Here is a 19,410-nt window from a genome sequence, read left to right as displayed (position 1 = left end):
AAACGGTTTCGTTAGTGAAATTATTACACTGTTTTTTTGTTTTGTAAAGTTATATTTGCTACAGTTTTCGGGCCTGCTGCTCCATCTTGTTTCTCTCTTGTTTCCCCCTTATTTTTCAGTTGTTTTTCGCTTATTTGGAGCTATATATTTCCTCAAATGCTTTACAAAGCATTCATTTTAGTTTTTAGTTATACACTATACATTGACGTGATAGTTCAATTAAGGTACACTAATTTACGAAAATTTTCGTAAATTTTATTTCTTTAAATAAGTAATGACAAATTTACTTTTTTAAAAAAAGCTATCTTATACTTGTATTAGTTGAGTGTACTACTTGTGATGGAGGAGGGTACTATTGAAAATGAATATTAAAAAAATAGCTGAGTTAGCAGGTGTATCCGTCTCTACCGTCTCAAAGATTATTAATAACTATAGTGATATTTCAGAGGAGACAAAAACGAGGGTTCTCCAAATTATGAAGGAAACCGGTTACGTCCCTTCTAATTCAGCTAAAACATTAGCAACTAAAAAATCTAATCTCATCGGGGTCATTTTTGCCGGAAAATTAAATGTTGATTTCACACATCCCTTTTTTATCGAGGTGCTTAACTCTTTTAAGAAGCAGATGGGTGTATTAGGTTATGATTTGTTATTTTTTTCAAATGAAAAGTCTCATGCAGTAGACGGTGATTATTTGGCTAGATGTCGACATTTTCAAGTGGATGGCTGTATCATCGTGACGGGGCAGCAATTAGAGCCCTCCATTTATGAACTGGATCAGAGCGAAATTCCTTGTATTGGTGTTGATATCGAACTAACCGGGAAAACCTCAGGCTATATTATGTCTGACAATTTCAATATGGCTTACAAGGTAGTGGAGCACTTTTATTTACAAGGCTATCGTGAGTTAGGCTACATTGGGAGCACGATGGAATCCCATATCTCCAATATTAGAGAAAAGGGATATAAAAATGCGATTGAAAGCTTTGGCCTTACGATTCAAGATAAGTGGTTTATGAACGGGGACACATTTTTTGAGACAAGTGGATATGAAGCAATGAAAACGATGATGAAGCGTGGCCATGTTCCTAAAGCGATCTTTGCTGCTTCAGATTTACTTGCTATCGGTGCGATGCGAGCATTAAAGGAAGCTTCACTTGAGGTACCTAAGGATATCGCGATTATTGGCTGTGATGATATTGAAGCCTGTCAATATACTACACCTACGATTACAACGATTCGGCAAAACAAAGAAAAAATCGGTAAGCTTGCTGCTTTAATGTTATTTGATCTTATCAACAATCAAGCCGAAGCGAGCAATATCGTTGTTGAGCCTGAGCTTATTATTCGGGCATCCTGTGGCGGGGGAAATATGGATTAGAATAAAATAACCCGAGCTATCTACGAAACTCTATCAAGAGTTAGCATGGATAGCACGGGTTTTGTTCTGTAAACAGCACAGCTTATTTAGATAATAGATTAGTTATTAGATTTATTAGTATTAGATTACATATCGTAATATAAGCTAAATTCATGAGGATGGACACGGATTGCTACACTTCTTGCTTCAGCACGTTTGAAGTCAATATAATTAGCAATGAATTCCTTTGTAAATACGCCACCTTCAGTTAAAAATTCAAAATCTGCTTCAAGTGCATGAAGTGCTTCCTCTAAAGAACCCGGAACACTACGAATACCTGCTTTTTCTTCCTCAGGCAACTCATAAATATTTTTATCAAAAGGTCCATATCCAGCTGCCTGTGGATCAATTTTTCGTTTGATCCCATCAAGACCTGCCATGAGCATAGCGGAAAATGCTAGGTAAGGATTAGCTGTAGAGTCTGGGGTACGGAATTCAATCCGACAGCCCTTTGGTGTTACCGCAGCAACAGGGATACGTACAGCCGCAGAACGATTTCCTTTAGAATAAACGAGATTTACTGGTGCTTCATAGCCCGGAACAAGACGTTTAAAGGAATTGGTACTTGGGTTCGTAAATGCAATCAATGCAGGGGCATGATACAAAATACCACCGATATAATGAAGTGCTGTTTCACTTAAGTTAGCATATGCACCTTTTTCATAAAACAAAGGCGTGTCGCCATCAAAGATAGATTGGTGAACGTGCATTCCACTTCCGTTATCCCCAAACAATGGCTTAGGCATAAATGTTGCCGTTTTACCAAATTGAACTGCTGTATTGTGAACAATATATTTATAAATTGTTAAGTTATCTGCTGTTTTCAACAAGGTATCGAAGCGGAAGTTAATTTCAGCTTGACCTGCTGTTGCTACTTCATGGTGATGACGTTCAATGCGAAGTCCTGCATCTTCTAGCAAACGACACATCTCACTACGGATATCCTGTTGTTGATCCATTGGAGCAACTGGAACATATCCACCTTTCACTGGGATTTTAAAGCCAGTGTTTCCGCCTTCCTCAGTACGTCCAGAATTCCAAGTCGCTTCCTCAGAATCTACAGCGTAAAATGATTTATTCATACCACTTTCATAACGTACATCATCAAAAATGAAAAACTCAGATTCAGGTGCAAAAAATGCAGCTGTTCCAACACCACTTGTTTTCAGATAATCTTCAGCGCGTGTTGCAATGCTACGTGGATCACGCTCATAACGATCCCCATCTGGTGTATAAATATCGCATAGCACATTTAATGTTGGATGTGCAGTAAAGGGGTCCACATAATAGGACGTAGGGTCTGGCATCATTACCATATCCGATTCCTCAATGCCACGAAATCCTGGGATAGATGAACCGTCAAAAGCAACTCCATTCACAAATGTATCTTCATCGACTTCTTTAGCCGGTAAAGTAATGTGGTGTGTGCGTCCAGACAAATCAGTAAAACGGAAATCGACCCACTCAATTTGTTTCTCTTTAATTGTTTTAAGAACTTGCTCTGCTGACATGTGATTTCCTCCCAATCACGAACATTAGGCTATAGTTTAGGCCCTAACGTTCATCCTTTTTACGTATTCTGTCGTCATTATAAAACCGTAAAAAGCAGTCGTCAATACCCATGTCAGGTATTTTTATGTCTCATGTTAGCTTTTATAACGTTCAGTACAAACTTGTTGACAAATAGTATAAAAGTACAATTCCAGCAGTTCCCAGCCGTATTTTAAGACCCTAGCAAAAGACGATTTTTTGTTAACAATTCATACATAAAAGTATTAAAATGATAATATCTACGAGTAACAAAAAAATGTCCTTAGTAAAGGGACACTCCCTTACAAAGGACATTTTTAATTTAGATTAAATTAGAGTACAGCACTTTTTGGTGTTGAAAAGGATTTGCCAAGTAATGGCGCTAATTGTTCTAAATCACGCAACAAAGCGGCGAATTGATCTGGGAATAATGATTGAACGCCATCCCCTGTCATAGAGTTATCTGGATCGGTATGCATCTCAATTATTAATCCATCTGCTCCAGCTGCTACGGAAGCCTTGGTCATTGGCTCTACAAGCTCACGACGACCCGTACCATGGCTTGGGTCAGAGATAACAGGCAAGTGACTTAAGCCTTGTAACACAGGAATCGCCGCCAAATCAAGTGTGTTACGAGTGTATTGCTCAAACGTACGAATACCACGTTCACATAACATCACGTTAGGGTTACCACCCGCAAGAATATATTCAGCCGCATTTAAAAACTCATCATAAGTCGCACTGAAGCCACGTTTCAATAACACCGCTTTATTACATGTGCCTAATTTACGCAAAAGGTCAAAGTTTTGCATGTTACGTGTACCTACCTGCAAAATATCCGCGTATTCCGCACATACGTCAACATATTCCGGAGTCATGACCTCAGTAATCGTAAGTAATCCATGTTTTTTGCCCGCGTTAGCCATCATTTCTAGTCCTTCAACGCCAACCCCTTGGAAGCTATAAGGACCTGTACGAGGTTTAAATGCACCCCCACGTAATACTTGCCCGCCTGCTGCCTTTACAAGTCTAGCAATTTCATCAATTTGCTCTGGTGATTCTACTGCACAAGGACCACCCATAACTACAAGCTCTCCGCCACCAATTTTTACATCTCCAATTTCAATTACAGTGTTTTCTGGATGGAATTCTCGGCTTGCTAATTTATATGATTTTGATATTTTTATTACACTTTCAACATCTTTTAATTGACGTAAATGCTCCGCTAATTTTGGCTCGATGCTACCAATCAAGCCAATGACAGTCCGATCACTACCACGAGAGACATGAACTTGAAGTCCTTCCTTTTCAATCAAAGCAATAATTTCCTGTACACGCTCTTGTGGCGTTTGATTTGAAGTAATAACGATCATAATCAATCATCCTCTCATATTTAAAAGCATCACTGAAATACAATTTTTATATTATATCACATTTTCGCGCTTAGACGCTTTTATGCTTGTTTGCTTTTAAGCTTTTAATCACTAAAGTAATTCTACATGATTAACCGACATTCGTCAACAACATGATAATAAAAAGTATAAACATAATTAACTACATTAGAATATCATTTCACATAAAAAAGGACTAACCCCAATCGAGGTCAGTCTCGCACATACTTATCAAGTAAAACAATTTATAAATGATGACTCAATCTTGAAATTCCATCTATAAATATACTTCAATACAAAGGAATATGATTTTAACAACAATCGCAAGAACTTTGTGGAGCGTAGCTTCCACCCTCTAGTTGTTGTCAAGTACTAAATTTAATAGAGCCTAAATTATGACTTTTTACTTTCTTTCTTTACAGGGGGAAGCAGTTTGCTCATATTTACGGTTCTGACAATCTCCCATGTCGCAGGATTAGCAGGGTCATATTGCTCTAAGTAAGCGATAACCTCTCTAGTGATTGGGGTTGGTGTGGATGCTCCTGAAGTCACCGCTACCTTTTCAACACCTTCTAGCCATTCAAGCTTTAACTCACTTACATCAGCAATCCTATAAGCTGTTGTTCCCGCAATTTCCTCCGACACCTGTGCTAACCGATTAGAGTTGTTACTACGTGGATCGCCTACAACAATAACAAGATCAGCTTGACCTGCTTGCTCTGCTACTGCTTCTTGTCTGACTTGGGTCGCTAAGCAAATTTCATTGTGCACCTCTGCACCGGGATATTTAGCGATTAATCGATTCATAATGTGCCTGATATCCCATTGGCTCATCGTGGTCTGGTTCGTAATTACGATCTTATTTCCTTTTACGTTTAAACTATCAACTTCTTCTTCCTTTTCAATCAAATACACATGTTCTGGCGCAATACCAACTGCACCTTCTGGCTCAGGATGTCCCTTTTTACCAATATAAATAATTTCATAACCCTCTGCTGCCTTCTCTTTAATGAGTACATGTGTTTTTGTTACATCAGGACAGGTTGCATCGACTGTAGTTAAACCTTTATCTCTGGCCAATTTACGAACCTCTGGCGATACACCATGCGCTGTAAAAATGACAGTACCACTCTCAACCTGACTTAGAATTTCAAGTCGATTCGGGCCATCTAATGTAATTATTCCTTCGTCCTCAAAGGAGTTTGTAACATGACTGTTATGCACAATCATACCTAATATATAAATTGGACGGGGTAAATCCAAGTTTTTCGCTGCTTGCCTTGCCAGCACCATAGCATCCACCACACCATAACAATAACCTCGTGGCGATATTTTAAGGACTTCCATCTACTTCACCTCCATAATCTACTACTTGATTATAACTCAAATTTAAATTATATGACACAACTAGTATCACATATATAAATAAAGCACCTTTAAATAAGGCTCAACATATTAATCAGTGCTTGACAATCTTTGGGGTGGGAGGCTACGTAGCAGAGAGTGGTTTCAACCGCTGTTAAAGTCCCACTTTTTTTATAACCTGTCTTGAAATGATAAAAGTGGGGCTTTAAAGGCGGACGCTATCGCTTTTCCACCATCTCTCTGCTCCTCCGCTTAGTTTGCCTATTGTCAAGCACTGATTTTGAGGTTGAGCCTTAAATAAGGCGCTTTATTTAATTAATAATTGTCAAGCACCCCAAGCTAGCGAAGGGGCAGAGGGATTCTGGAGAAATGGAATGTTCGTCTCTTAAAACTAGATTTTTACAATCAAAGAGCAATAACTATGAAATCTAGTTTTAACAACGATCGGAAGAACCCTCTGGCTCGAGCCCTCCATCTCTATTGTTGACAACCACTAATTTTAATTAGAGCCTTAAATAAAATTCATTCTTGTCAGCAACCGTCTAATTCTTGCACCAAGCTCCCCTATTTTAAATGGCTTCGTCAAATAATCATCCGCGCCAAGCTGCAACGCGCGTACAATATCGTTTTCTTCCTTCCGTCCAGTGAGCATAATAACAGAATGCAAATCGGTATGTGGGATAGAACGAATTTTCTCTAGAACCTCTAACCCATCCATCCCAGGCATAATGCCATCAAGAAGAATTAGAAATGGTGCTCGCTCCGCATGCCATGGATCTCTGAAGAAATGCTCTCCACTCCGAAAGGAGCGGATGTCTACTGTAATAATCGCCGACAAATCTTCCGTCAAATATTGTTTAAGCATCGTTCTTATAATGGCATCATCATCAATGATAGCAATGTTTAGCTTGCGTAAATTACGACTTTGCTGGATTCCTGATCTACCAATTTCTACACAACGACGTCCACGTTTTTTTGCACAATACAGTCCATTATCAGCAATCTCAAGTATTTTGTAGCATTCCTGTTGCGTTATCGCTCGTCCTTCAGTTACACCTACTGAAAAGGTCACATGAAAGGTCTCATTAGCATAGCTAAAATCTAGCTGTGAAAATTGTTCGAGCAACGTTTCCATCCTCATTTTTACTGTTAATTCATCCATCTTAGGCATAATTAAGACAAACTCTTCCCCACCAAGACGAATAAGCATATCGTTAATACGTATATTTTCTTTTATAAATACTGCAAACTGCTGCAAAACTTGATCCCCAGTTAAATGTCCGTAATGATCATTCACTTGCTTAAAAAAATCTAGATCAATCACAGCTAACGAGAAGCAACTCGCTTCTCGTTGATAATCACGACACAATTGTCTAAAGGCTTCATCTAAGTATTTACGGTTCATTGCCCCAGTCAATTCATCCATAAACAATAATTTACCTAGTTGTTTTCGTTTTCTCATTTGTCTTTTCAGACGTGCCAATAAATCATCAATATCTAAGGGCTTATTAAGGAAATCATCTGCCCCCATATCAAAAGCTTTAATTCGACTGCTTTTTCGAGTATCTGTACTAATAATCGTTGTAGGAATTAAACCTTTACTAATACGCTCCTTTAGCGCATCAATGACTTGAAAACCATCTTTTTCGGGAATAATAAGATCAATGATTAAACTGTCAGGGGAGAGATCACAAAAGTAGCGGATGGCTTGATTCGGATTCACAGTAGCTACGACAAAAAAGCCCTCAAGCTCTAGCTTATCCTTTAAAAACTGCAACAAAACCGCATCATCGTCTAAAATAAGCACGAGCGGCTGTTGCTCAACGTGGGGAATACGCTTTAATGTCATTAGTGATTTTTCTGTTGGAGCTTGTTGCTGATCTAATTCATATGTAGCCCTCATCAGTGGAATCAAAAAATTTTGTAGGATTTGCGGTTCCCACTCTTCTATCGCTAAGCTATTCAGCTCATTGAGAAGTGATGCCGCCGTCACTGAAAGGCTAAGCATCTGCAAGGTACCCGCAGTTCCTTTTACAGAATGTAAAAAGCGACGCAATTCTGTAATAGAAATAACGTCGTTTAAATCAAACCAGCTATCCATTTGCTCATGGATGTTATTTAATAAAAGTGTAATATATTTCTGCATGGCGACTTCTCCTCGGATGACTGAACGATAGGTCGATTTAAATATGTTGAAGAACTCGCAGATAAGTATAATTCATCATACTTAAGCAGGTCAATCATTAATAACCACAGGGAGCCAGATTACAAAGGTTGTTCCTTGTCCTTGTTGTGTAAAAACTTCAACTGAACCTTGATGCTCATCAATAATCCATTTTGCAATCGCTAGTCCTAATCCTGTTCCTGGTGTCATTCCGCGCGAAGGATCAGCACGATAAAAACGCTCAAATATGTGCGGAATTTCGCTGCGATCCATACCAATCCCCGTATCCTTAATCTTAATTCCTACGTATCCTTGGCTTTCTACCGCCTCTATAACAACTTCACCTTCCGGTGTATACTTAAAAGCATTTTCAATAAAAATGAATAGCATTTGCTGTAAATAATCTTTACTTCCAACAACATGCGCATTTTCTAGCGCACTCAAATCACCTTGGAGCCATTTTGCTTGACGAGGAAGAAACTGAGCGCGCCTCACAACCTCATCTAGTAATGGCATTAGTGGTAATTTTTCCTTTACCATCATTTTGCCCGCATCCGCGCGAGCCAAAGATAACATATCATTGACCAATCTACTCATTCGTTGGGATTCACCTACAATATCATTAATGGCTTCATATGATATTTCGATCATCTTTTGAGAGTCGATATGACTATTGCCATCCTTGTTTTGATCCCACATCTTTTTAAGCAAATCAACATTACCACGAATTGTAGTTAAGGGTGTACGAAGCTCATGAGAGGCATCCGATACAAATCGTCGCTGAGTCGCATACGCATCCTCAATTTCTCGATAAAAACCTTCCGTTCGTTCAAGCATTTGATTTAACGTACCAATTAAGCGACCGATTTCATCGTTAGGTCCATCATAATCAATCCGTACGCTAAGATCGTTCCCTGTTTGAATCCCATTTGCAGCTTTTATAACCTTGCCAATCGGTGCCATAGATTTATGTGCTAGAAATAAACCAAAGGTGCTTGCCACAGCAAGCGTAACAAAAGAACCAAAAATCAATATGTTTTTCATTTGCTGCATTAATCGATTTTCGGCATTCGTATCCGCTGCAAGCTGGAGCACACCGACAATTTGCCCTTGAAATGCAATAGGACCTTCATACAGCAAATAATAGTTACCATTATCTATCATACTTTGGAATATCCCGTTAGACCCTAACTCTTGCACACTAGGAATTTTAAATTCCATTCCTCGCTTAAGCATGCCAGCAGATAGACTGGAATGACCTGTCACATAGTTATTAAGCTGCCATAATATTCTGGCATCCTCTAGCCTAATTTTTTGTTCATCCTCTATAACTAAATCCCATCCTTGAAGCATAGTCACATTTTTAGATTGATCGATTGCCTTTGCTTGCTCAATGATGCGATTTTTAACCTCTTGGAATGTATTATATCTAACAATGGCATAGATAGACCCGGAAAATAAAATTAACGTTACAGCAAGAATACTGGTATACCAAGCCGTCATCCGAAGTCTAACTGACATTAAGAATCTCCCCTTAAAATATAGCCTGCTCCCCGAATCGTTTGAATAATTCGCTTCCCGCCATATTCTTCTGTTTTTTGCCGTAGCATTGCAATATATACTTCTAATACGTTGGATTCACCACTGTAGTCATAACCCCAAATTTTATCCATAATCAAATCACGAGTAAGTAAACGCTTTGGATTTTGCATAAACAAATATAGTAGCTCAAATTCTTTAGCGGTTAGCTCTAAACGTTGCCCCGCACGTAACACTTCACGAGAATCCATATCCATTACAATATCTTCAAATACAAGTCGTCCACCTTGTCCTTCATTTTCTGACACCGTTTCTTTGCGGCGCAGTAGCGCGCGCACTCTCGCCATTAACTCCTCTAAAGCAAATGGCTTTACCAAATAGTCATCTGCGCCTGTATCTAGTCCCTTAACACGATCCTCGACTTCATCTTTTGCTGTAAGCATCAAGATGGGAACATTACTTCCTGCTGAACGCAAGCGACGGCAAACCTCAAAACCATCGATTTTAGGCATCATGACATCTAATATAATCATGTCCGGCTCTTCAGATAATAATTTATTTAGCCCTTCTGCACCATTATTTGCAGTTTGAACCTCATATCCTTCAAACGCCAACCCTCGGCGTAACATAGACGTTATTTTTTCATCATCATCAATGACAAGTATAGACGATCTCAACTTCCCCACTCCTTAGTAACGATATATTCCATCATCTCATCTTATTTTATCAAAACAAGTTAACCTTTTGCATCTTTCCCTATTATAATTACAAGAATAGTGGAGTACATAAATAGCGTATGTATACAAGTAGCAGACTACAGTGAGTCTGCTACTTTCTAACTCGTTAATTAAATTATTGGTTTTATTATTGTTGTTCTAGATTAGAAAAATCATTTTTGTTGCCAATCGTTACTTTGATATCCATTGTTTTTCCTCTACGAACAACAGATAATGTAACTTCTTTTCCAACCTCTTGCTTTTGGATATAACCAATTAATTCTTCTTTAGTTGAATACTTTTTACCGTCTGCACCTGTAATTATGTCATATGGCTGTAAATCTGCTTTGTACGCAGGTGAATTAAAAACAACGTTAGATACGACAGAACCTTCAGTAATGTCTGTTTCCATTTGTTTTGCAACTTCTTTGGTCATTGTCATTAAAGTCGCACCAATAAATGGAACTGGTTTTTCAGGTATTTTTTCGTTGTTTTTTAATTTTTCTAAAACTTCATTCACAGTAGATGTTGGAATTGCAAAGCCAATACCTTGTGCTGTAGAGCTTACCGCAACATTAATACCTACAACCTCACCATTAAGGTTAAGCAATGGACCACCTGAGTTCCCTGGATTTATGGAAGCATCGGTTTGTAATAAATGTTCATACTCACGATTTTTTTCGCCATTTTCTCCAGCAATCTTAATTCCACCACGTTCTTTAGCACTTAATACACCCGCAGTTACGGTATGATCAAAGCCTTGTGGGTTCCCAATGGCAACTAACCATTCGCCTACTTTTGTATTATCCGAATTACCTAATGGAATGGAAGGGAAATTATCGCCCTCAATTTTTAGAACCGCAAGGTCAAGCTCATAGCTTGTTCCTAACACTTTAGCTTCATAAGGTTTATCTTTATCTTGCAAGGTAACCTGAACGACGTCAGCATTGTGTACTACATGCTCATTCGTCAAAATATAACCTGCTTTATCAAAAATAAATCCAGAGCCAATGCCAGTAGGCACTAATTGATTTGGATTACTCCCTTCATTTGAGCCTTGATTTGATCTGTCATCTGTTCCTCCTTGTGAACGGTCACCAAAGAAGTAACGGTAAAATGGATCATCCCCATATGGACTAGCGGATTGATTATTTTGTTTGCTTGCCTTCACTAAGGTTTCAATCTTAACTACTGCTGCCCCAGCTTGATTTACAACATTAGTTACATCTCCTGGCTTAGTCATTGGCAATACTACAGAAGCATTTGTCGCATTAGAGGTATTTGCTGAAGCAGGAACTGCAGCATTACTTAATGATTCATCTGATGTAAATAAGTTTTGCTTATCCGCATAAACCATACCACTGAGCATAATCAGCATTCCCGCTAGTGTTCCAGCAATAATTGTCTTAAAGGAGGTTTTTCTAGGACGTTGATTGTATTGCCAGTTATTATTCCCACCATTTTGACTACTACTTAAGTTGGAGCCTGGAGTTGAATTTCTTTCTGGTGGTGTATATCCACTTGAAGTTAGGCTTGGAATTGGTTTGATCGGTTCTGGTCGTGTAATTTCTACATTTCCATCGTTCACATTCTGCATTTTTCCTTCCACAGCATCATGTTCTGAATTATAGGATTGGGACTTAAAAGAACCATAAGAATAATGATAAGAAGATCCAGTCTCTGGGGAATCTTGCGGTCTATCGTTTCCGTTAGGCCCCCAGTTTTGTTCAGGTTTATTTTTGTTGTTTTGATCTTCCATAATGCATATACCTCCTTCCCCGTTAGGGGGATTATTGATTGTTTAATTGTCTTTATTTTGTACCACGAACCTTAAATGTACATTAAAAACAATTAAAAAGGAGATAAAACAATTTATCCCCCTACTAGGCCCTGCCTATGCGCATATATAGCAAGTTGTGTCCGATCCTCCAACTCGCATTTTAAAAGTAAATTACTGACGTGCGTTTTGACTGTCTTAATACTAATATGTAATTCCTCACTAATGTCCTTGTTTGTTTTTCCTTCTGCAATGAGTAATAAAACTTCCTTTTCGCGATCAGTCAGATTAACATAAGTTTTTTGTACTGATTGTTGGCGTATGCCTCTCGTTAAGGCTTGGGCAACTTCACCAGTCATCACAGGTTGCCCTTTAGAGACACCATCTAAAGCATGAATCAATTCCTCTGCGGAGACGGTTTTAAGTACATAACTAACTGCTCCTGCCTCCACCGCCTGCACAACCAAATTATCCTCCATAAAGCTAGTTAAAATAACAATTTTCAAATTAGGATGAATCGCTACAATCTCTTTCGTGGCCTGTGCCCCATTCATGATCGGCATCATCAAATCCATTAATATAATATCAGGCAAAGGATCAAGCCTACCTTGCTTAATCATGTCTACAACTTCTTTACCATCCGTTGCCTCTGCGATTACTTCAAAGCGATTATCAAGCATTAAATACGTCTTTAACCCCATTCTGACCATATCATGGTCATCTACAATCATAATTTTAATTTTCTCACTCATCCGCTGTACCTCCCTGCTCCTTCTCAAAATTCGGAATATGCACACGTATCGTTGTCCCAGCACCAGGCTTACTGATGATTTCTACGTGTCCACCTAACTTCTCAGCCCGTTCCTTCATCGTTGATAATCCGTAGGAACCTTGTTTTTGATAGGAGTTCGAGAAGCCTTGTCCGTCATCACTAATACTTAGTACAACTTGACGTTTATCCTGATGTAAAGACAAGCTAACTAAGTTGGCTTGTGCATGTTTTACGATATTTGCAATTGCTTCTTGGATAATAAGGAATAGCTGGTGTTCCTTTGCCTCAGATAATTCACCTTGTAAATCTACATCCTTTATTCCTTTCAAACCATTTTGCCGACAATAATCAGGGAACCATTGGTCTAAGGCTTCCTCTAATGTTTTATCTACAAGCTCCATAGGACGAAGCTGAGCGATTAAAGCTCTCATTTGCTTTTGCGCTAAGTTAGACATTTGAATGAGTTGATTCATCACATTACGTGCACCATCCTCATTACTTTCTAACACCTTTGGCAATGAAGATGCCGCCATATGAATCGCGAACAACTGCTGGCTAACCGTATCATGTAAATCGCGTGCCATTCTTCTTCTTTCTTCTAATACCGCTTTTTCAGCAATTTGCTCTTTTTCTAACACATCATTTTCACCCAATAATTGAAGCAGCTTCATTTTATTTTCAACCGCTTCAATCATCGTATTAAACTCCTGATATAGACTTACAAACGTTTGATCAACAGTTTCAGGCATTCTTACAGATAAATTCCCCTTTGCAACCTGAAGCATATTAAGATGAAGAGGATCAATTCGCCGCTGAATACGTTGTCCTGCAATGTATCCTGCAATAAGTACAAAGGGGATTACCCTTGCAATATGATAAACCCAACTATATCGACTATTTACAGTGATTTCCCCGGAAATGACACCAATGTACATACTCAGTGCAGAAAGTCCTGCAGTTAGCAAAAAATAAAGTAATAGTTCCCACTTTGTATTTTTTATAATTTGACGTAACATCATTACCCCACCACATTAACTTTAATGTCGCCAATAAATGTATTGACGTTCAGCTTAATAGACTTATTCGTCTCCCCATAGTGTAACGTTTCTTTCTGGAAATTGGCCAAAAAGCTACCTTGCTTTTCACCAAGTGCATCGATATCCCCTAAAAAAGCATTACCTTGCATTTTAATTGATAAATCCATATCGTTTGGAACAAATATTTTCACATCTCCAATAAAAGCAGATACATTAATTTTAGTTTCCCCATATGGAATCTGTGCCTTGGTAAGATCAATAATCGTGTCACCAATAAAGTGAGAAACATTAGTAGGGTATAATTGGAAATAATCACGACCAAGATGAACATCACCAATGAAATTATGTTTCTCTATTTTTTTTCCATAAACATTTTTGTATTCTTGATTTCCATTGCTGTTAGACTTATTTTTGTGTCCAAAGCCTTTTTGCTCATATTTTTTAAATGGATCTTGTTCAGTTTGATGGAATTCATTTTTCTGCTCATTTTGCCCTTCTCCATAAAAGTTTTTTTCCTTAAATAAATCATCTAAGGAGGACTTCATTTCTGGTGGTGGCATATATTCATTTTGTGTAGGTCCAAAATCAAAATTATTTTGTTCCTCGTGCTTTTCGTCATATTTATACTTATTTTTGTTTGATTTTGGTTTAAATATGATTTGAATTCCCACCATAATAAGTACTGCGGCGATTAGCATATTAAAGAAAGTCGTAGATCCCATATAGATATAACCTGTGTTTCTACCAAGGAAATATAACCCGATAATAATTAATACACCGCTTCCGACAAAATTACCACCTTTAAAGCCGTTATTAATAAAATTACTTAAACCAGCAACAATTAAAATTACTGGCCAAAACGTAGAAATTAATTGTCCAATACCAAAGTTAATATAACCTGTTTGATTAAGTAAAAATAAAGCACCAAGTCCAATTAATAAACAACCCCATAAAAATCGACTAAATAAGTTTCTCAAATTAAAAACCTCCTGACAAAACATTTCTTGTTATGTATAGTGTACACGATGTAGCATGGCTTCAAAAGTGCGCCAGAGAATGAAATTCATCTCGGTCTAGAGACTGAGTTACTTGATAAAATTTAACATATATCGAGCTAAGCATAACAAATCTAACAGACAAAAAAAGCACCCTTATAAAAGGATGCTTTTTTATAGGTACCATATATTTATGGTATACAGAACGCATACTTTGACTAACCATTATTGTTGGTTTTGAGAAGTATGATTCATTGCTGCGTTTTGAGAATCTTTCACTTTTTTCTTCAATGTTGCATTTGTTTCTTCTGCAAATTCTGCATTAAACTTCTCGTTAGGTGTTTTGTATCCTGGAGAAGCTGCTGGTTTATTGCTTTGGTTTTTAGGCATTGTCATTCACCTCCATCCAATTGATCCGAGTAATGAACGAAATCTTACGATCAAGTCCTTACCCGTAAAGTATTATGTGGATAAAGGTTTGAATTTATTCAAAGCTACAATAACTAGATCACTTAAATGGCATTTTTCCATAAATCTTCGGGGATTTCTTTGCTCACTTCCATCACTTTGCCTAACTCTAAGAGCATCGCTTCGGTTAGCTTGCCATTGCCTTTACGGATAAGCTGAATATCAACTTCCTTTTTACCCCATTCCTTATATACTTGCTTTTTTGTATTAAAATATAAGTCGATTTTTTTCCCCTTTATGGCAGAGCCTTTATCTGCAACGACACCATAGCCATACCCAGGAATATAAAAAATAGTACCTAACGGAAATAACTTCAAATCAGCCGCAATGGTTGATACCGTCTTTTTATCTCTTCTTACCTTAACCCCTGAATACGTTATCCCATAGTCTGGATGATTAGGTCGTTTGCCTGTTGACTCATACCCTGAAGTATAACCTGTTGCTACAACAGTCACTGTCATAACATCACTTTTTTTAGGAGCTATTTTTTTCTTGTTAACTTGATGCTTATCTCCTTCAACTTCTTTTGCTTTAACCGCTTCAATAAAGTTAAGCTTCCCCAAGCTTGCTTGATGCTTATGTTGCTGTACATCCTCCTTTTGCGGCTCTAAACCTGAAAGCATAGGCAACAATAATAAAGTTATAGCAGCACACTTCCACATCGTAAAATGACGCATCTTAAACCCTCCCTTTTGCTAAAAGGATTGCCAGATGCGTCAATTTTCATACAATATTAATTTTTACAAGGTGTAGGATCTGTTTCCTATCTCTAAAAAATCGTGTGATTAGAAATATCGTCTTTTAACATACTCACTGCTTCATCTAATGACTTAACCCCAATGTCGCCTTCACCACGTTTACGGATAGCAACAGAGCTACTGCTTTGCTCATTTTCACCCACTACGAACATATATGGTATCTTCTCTAATTGCGCTTCACGGATCTTATAACCTAATTTTTCATTACGCAAATCAGCTTCTGCACGAACACCACTTGCTCTTAGCTTATCTTCCACTTCACGCGCATAAGCTTCAAATGCAGTAGAAACTGGAATGACCTTCGCTTGCACAGGAGATAACCACACAGGCAAGTTACCAGCAAAGTTCTCTAACAAGAATGCGGAGAAACGCTCCATAGTACCTAAAATACCGCGGTGTAATACGACCGGACGGTGCTTCAAGCCATCATCACCAACATATTCAAGCTCAAAACGTTCAGGAAGCAAGAAGTCAATTTGGATAGTGGACAAAGTTTCTTCTTTTCCTAACGCAGTTTTAACCTGAACGTCTAGTTTCGGGCCGTAGAATGCTGCTTCGCCTTCTGCTTCATAGAATGGAAGTCCCGCTTCTTCTACTACCTCACGTAGCATACGTTGTGCAGTGTTCCACATTTCATCATTTTGGAAATATTTCTCTGTATCCTGTGGATCACGATAAGACAAGCGGAAGCGATATTCTTCAAATCCAAAATCATTATATACTTGCTTAATTAAATCTAACACACGAGTAAACTCGCTTTTAATTTGATCTAGTCTGCAGAAGATATGTGCATCGTTAAGAGTCATAGAACGCACACGATGTAAGCCAGTTAATGCGCCAGACATCTCATAACGGTGTTGCATCCCAAGCTCTGCAATCCGAATTGGTAGATCACGATATGAATGCATACTGCTCTTATAAACAGTCATATGGTGTGGGCAGTTCATCGGACGAAGCACTAATGCTTCATTGTCCATTTCCATAACAGGGAACATGTCCTCTTGATAGTGCTCCCAGTGTCCGGAAGTTTTGTACAATTCTACATTACCAAGTACTGGAGTATACACATGCTGATAACCAAGACGTTCCTCAATATCAACGATATAACGTTCCAAAGTACGGCGAAGAGTTGCACCTTTTGGTAACCAGATCGGCAAACCTTGACCCACCAATTGATTAAAAGTAAAGATGTTAAGCTCCTTACCTAATTTACGGTGATCACGTTTTTTCGCCTCTTCAAGGAAATGCAAATGCTCGTCAAGCTGTGCTTTTTTCACAAATGCAGTACCATAAATACGTTGAAGCATTACATTTTTGCTATCTCCACGCCAGTAAGCTCCAGCAACACTTAACAATTTAAACACTTTAATTTTGCCAGTAGAAGGGACATGTGGCCCACGACAAAGGTCAAAAAATTCGCCTTGATCATAAATTGAAATTTCACTATCCTCAGGGAGATCACGAATTAATTCCAATTTATAAGGATCACCTAACTCTGTGAAGATTGCAATCGCTTCTTCACGGCTAACATTTCTTCTTGTGATCGGCAGGTTTTCACCAATAATACGTTCCATTTCCTTTTCAATCTTTTGCAAATCCTCAGGATTCAAGGAATTTTCTAACTCCATGTCATAATAAAAGCCATCTTCAATCGTTGGTCCGATCCCAAGCTTAACTGCTTTATTCCCGTATAAACGTTTCACAGCTTGTGCCATTAAATGCGCTGTACTGTGACGCATAATTTCTAGACCATCTGGAGAATCAAGTGTAATAATTTCTACCTTTGCTCCATCTACTAAAGCAGTGTTTAAGTCCACCACTTTTCCATCAATTTTACCTGCAATTGCATTTTTACGAAGCCCACTGCTGATGGATGCAGCTACATCCTCCAAAGTGTTGCCTTCTACATATTCCCGAACAGAGCCGTCCGGCAAAGATACTGAAATTGCCATCTTACTTCCTCCTTAGTACTGTAGTGTTTTTTACTGCAACTTAAGCTCCAAAGACAGACATTTTAGCTAGCCATATACGTCTATATGTACACAAAAAAGCCCGCCCCTGGAAAGGGACGAGCATTAATTTACCCGTGGTTCCACCCTCATTTAGCTAGTTTGTCACTACAAAAGACAAGTAACCCTTAATTGAGTATGATATAACGGTCATCACCCGTTTTTCCTTAGTAACATTAAACATGGTAACACCCAACAATGGTGTCTACACAAGCAAACATATTCAGGAAAACAGCTACAAAGTGGTAAACCAAAGCTGGTTACTGAAGGGACTTACAGCCAAGATCCCTTTCTCTGGAACAGTCCGTATCTTTGATTCATGTCTTTATCAACGCCTTTAATACACAACATTATAATATTGCGTTTTCCAAACGTCAAGCCATACGCTAATCTAAGTCATTTGTTTCCTTTAATTTGTACTTTTTTGACCATGAATCATCTGACAAGTGGTACATCCCGTACATATCTCTACACGTTCGCCAAATATACGCTTAATTGTCGTTATAATTACAGCTTGTGGCTCCATCGTATGAAGAACAATCCTCGCTGGAGATAAGGTAATTAAGGTGCTGACAATGGCATCCTCCATTTCGAGTTCCTGATCAGCAATTCGGGCAACTACCCCTTGAACATAGTTGACATTAACTTCGTTAAACTGTTCATTTAAGATGTTAAACTCACTGTCATGATCATGTACTAAATGCAATACTGGGGTAAGTGGCTCCTGGTAATAAACAAAATATTGTAGCAAGCTAATAAATTCTTCATATTGCCGATCAAGCAAATATTCTTCAATAGCATATTGCATCGTATCTTGCAATAACTGAGTATACTCCTTTAACCAAAAGGAAACAAAACCTTCGATATGAAGTAATCGATGTTGGCTAAAATAGTCAAGACAAGCTGTGGTGATTTTTTCAATTCTAAAATTACGCGAACGTTTATTTTCTTTCGTATCCACAAGCAGATCCATACAGAAATTGTACAACTTGTTAAAGTCGTCTTCTTCCTGTGCTAAGGTTTCTTTTTTAAGCATGACTCGTATTATTTCTGGTTCACGTTCATTAACAATATATTTTGCAACTGCTCTTGCTAGCTGTGACTTTTCTTCTTCATCTTTAATAAAAATTTGGATCTCATGAAAAGGCTTATTCTCATTTTGCTCCGATGAAATATGTAGCCGAAAGTGTTGTTTATTTCCACATTCCTTAGTGATGTAGGTTGCAAACTGTTGGCCTGATAATGTGTTCAAACTTACTACCCGAAATATAAACAATCCCATTTATGTGATCCTCCCTCCACTTCCTCTACAAAGTATATGGTGGGGAGCAGAGGGATATACAAAAAGGACGAATGGTAACTATTTCACTTATAAGTCATACAATTGCATAAAAACACCTTTTATTTCCTGTTTTTAATGACTTTATAACTATATAATCATACTGTTATTTATTTCCTATAGGTCAAAA

The 19,410-nt window shown here is 38.1% G+C and carries 15 protein-coding genes; 1 reads left to right on the top strand and 14 read right to left on the bottom strand.

All coding sequences use genetic code 11. The features are described 5' to 3' along the window. Window positions 1–361 precede the first annotated feature (361 nt). Window positions 362–1,381 carry a LacI family DNA-binding transcriptional regulator gene (locus ABE099_RS03180; RefSeq protein ID WP_430027300.1) on the top strand — a complete coding sequence of 340 codons (1,020 nt, stop codon included), beginning with the start codon at window positions 362–364 and terminating at the stop codon, window positions 1,379–1,381. A 125-nt stretch (window positions 1,382–1,506) separates the two neighbouring features. Here ABE099_RS03180 and glnA read toward each other — a convergent pair whose 3' ends face one another. The 14 genes from glnA to ytxC form a co-directional block, all read right to left on the bottom strand. Then, window positions 1,507–2,931, bottom strand: coding sequence for a type I glutamate--ammonia ligase (glnA, locus tag ABE099_RS03175; RefSeq protein ID WP_430027298.1), 1,425 nt, complete (start codon window positions 2,929–2,931; stop codon window positions 1,507–1,509). A gap of 351 nt (window positions 2,932–3,282) precedes the next feature. After that, window positions 3,283–4,323 (bottom strand): 3-deoxy-7-phosphoheptulonate synthase, encoded by a 1,041-nt coding sequence (gene aroF / locus ABE099_RS03170; RefSeq protein WP_430027296.1) that lies wholly within the window; start codon window positions 4,321–4,323, stop codon window positions 3,283–3,285. 411 nt (window positions 4,324–4,734) lie between these two features. Continuing rightward, entirely contained in the window at window positions 4,735–5,688 is a 954-nt protein-coding gene (locus tag ABE099_RS03165) for a 4-hydroxy-3-methylbut-2-enyl diphosphate reductase (RefSeq protein ID WP_430027294.1), read from the bottom strand. A 529-nt stretch (window positions 5,689–6,217) separates the two neighbouring features. Then, window positions 6,218–7,852, bottom strand: a complete 1,635-nt coding sequence (locus tag ABE099_RS03160; protein ID WP_430027292.1) for a GGDEF domain-containing response regulator — start codon at window positions 7,850–7,852, stop codon at window positions 6,218–6,220. 90 nt (window positions 7,853–7,942) lie between these two features. Next, a complete protein-coding gene (locus tag ABE099_RS03155) occupies window positions 7,943–9,391 on the bottom strand; it encodes a sensor histidine kinase (protein ID WP_430027290.1) in 1,449 nt (482 codons plus the stop codon). Beyond that, the gene (locus ABE099_RS03150) at window positions 9,391–10,086 is read right to left on the bottom strand and encodes a response regulator transcription factor (RefSeq protein ID WP_430027288.1); all 696 of its coding nucleotides are present in this window, start codon (window positions 10,084–10,086) and stop codon (window positions 9,391–9,393) included. Before ABE099_RS03150 ends, ABE099_RS03155 begins: the two co-directional genes overlap by 1 nt. A 187-nt stretch (window positions 10,087–10,273) precedes the next feature. After that, a complete protein-coding gene (locus ABE099_RS03145) occupies window positions 10,274–11,884 on the bottom strand; it encodes a S1C family serine protease (protein WP_430027286.1) in 1,611 nt (536 codons plus the stop codon). Between the two features lie 113 nt (window positions 11,885–11,997). Then, window positions 11,998–12,654 (bottom strand): response regulator, encoded by a 657-nt coding sequence (locus ABE099_RS03140; RefSeq protein ID WP_430027284.1) that lies wholly within the window; start codon window positions 12,652–12,654, stop codon window positions 11,998–12,000. Further along, window positions 12,647–13,693 (bottom strand): sensor histidine kinase, encoded by a 1,047-nt coding sequence (locus tag ABE099_RS03135; protein ID WP_430027282.1) that lies wholly within the window; start codon window positions 13,691–13,693, stop codon window positions 12,647–12,649. The genes ABE099_RS03140 and ABE099_RS03135 overlap by 8 nt, the downstream gene beginning before the upstream one ends. Beyond that, window positions 13,693–14,688, bottom strand: coding sequence for a cell wall-active antibiotics response protein LiaF (gene liaF / locus ABE099_RS03130; protein ID WP_430027280.1), 996 nt, complete (start codon window positions 14,686–14,688; stop codon window positions 13,693–13,695). The genes ABE099_RS03135 and liaF overlap by 1 nt, the downstream gene beginning before the upstream one ends. A gap of 243 nt (window positions 14,689–14,931) precedes the next feature. Continuing rightward, window positions 14,932–15,096 carry a hypothetical protein gene (locus ABE099_RS03125; RefSeq protein WP_430027278.1) on the bottom strand — a complete coding sequence of 55 codons (165 nt, stop codon included), beginning with the start codon at window positions 15,094–15,096 and terminating at the stop codon, window positions 14,932–14,934. 122 nt (window positions 15,097–15,218) lie between these two features. Next, the gene (locus tag ABE099_RS03120) at window positions 15,219–15,851 is read right to left on the bottom strand and encodes a 3D domain-containing protein (protein ID WP_430027276.1); all 633 of its coding nucleotides are present in this window, start codon (window positions 15,849–15,851) and stop codon (window positions 15,219–15,221) included. A 92-nt stretch (window positions 15,852–15,943) separates the two neighbouring features. Continuing rightward, window positions 15,944–17,884, bottom strand: a complete 1,941-nt coding sequence (gene thrS / locus ABE099_RS03115) for a threonine--tRNA ligase (protein ID WP_430027274.1) — start codon at window positions 17,882–17,884, stop codon at window positions 15,944–15,946. Between the two features lie 466 nt (window positions 17,885–18,350). After that, window positions 18,351–19,223 carry a sporulation protein YtxC gene (gene ytxC / locus ABE099_RS03110; RefSeq protein ID WP_430027272.1) on the bottom strand — a complete coding sequence of 291 codons (873 nt, stop codon included), beginning with the start codon at window positions 19,221–19,223 and terminating at the stop codon, window positions 18,351–18,353. Between the last annotated feature and the right edge of the window lie 187 nt (window positions 19,224–19,410).

Source organism: Paenibacillus turicensis, assembly GCF_050461185.1.
Classification (GTDB): domain Bacteria; phylum Bacillota; class Bacilli; order Paenibacillales; family Paenibacillaceae; genus Fontibacillus; species Fontibacillus turicensis_A.
Note: the sequence above shows the minus strand (reverse complement) of the source record. Positions and strands in the feature narration are given on the sequence as shown.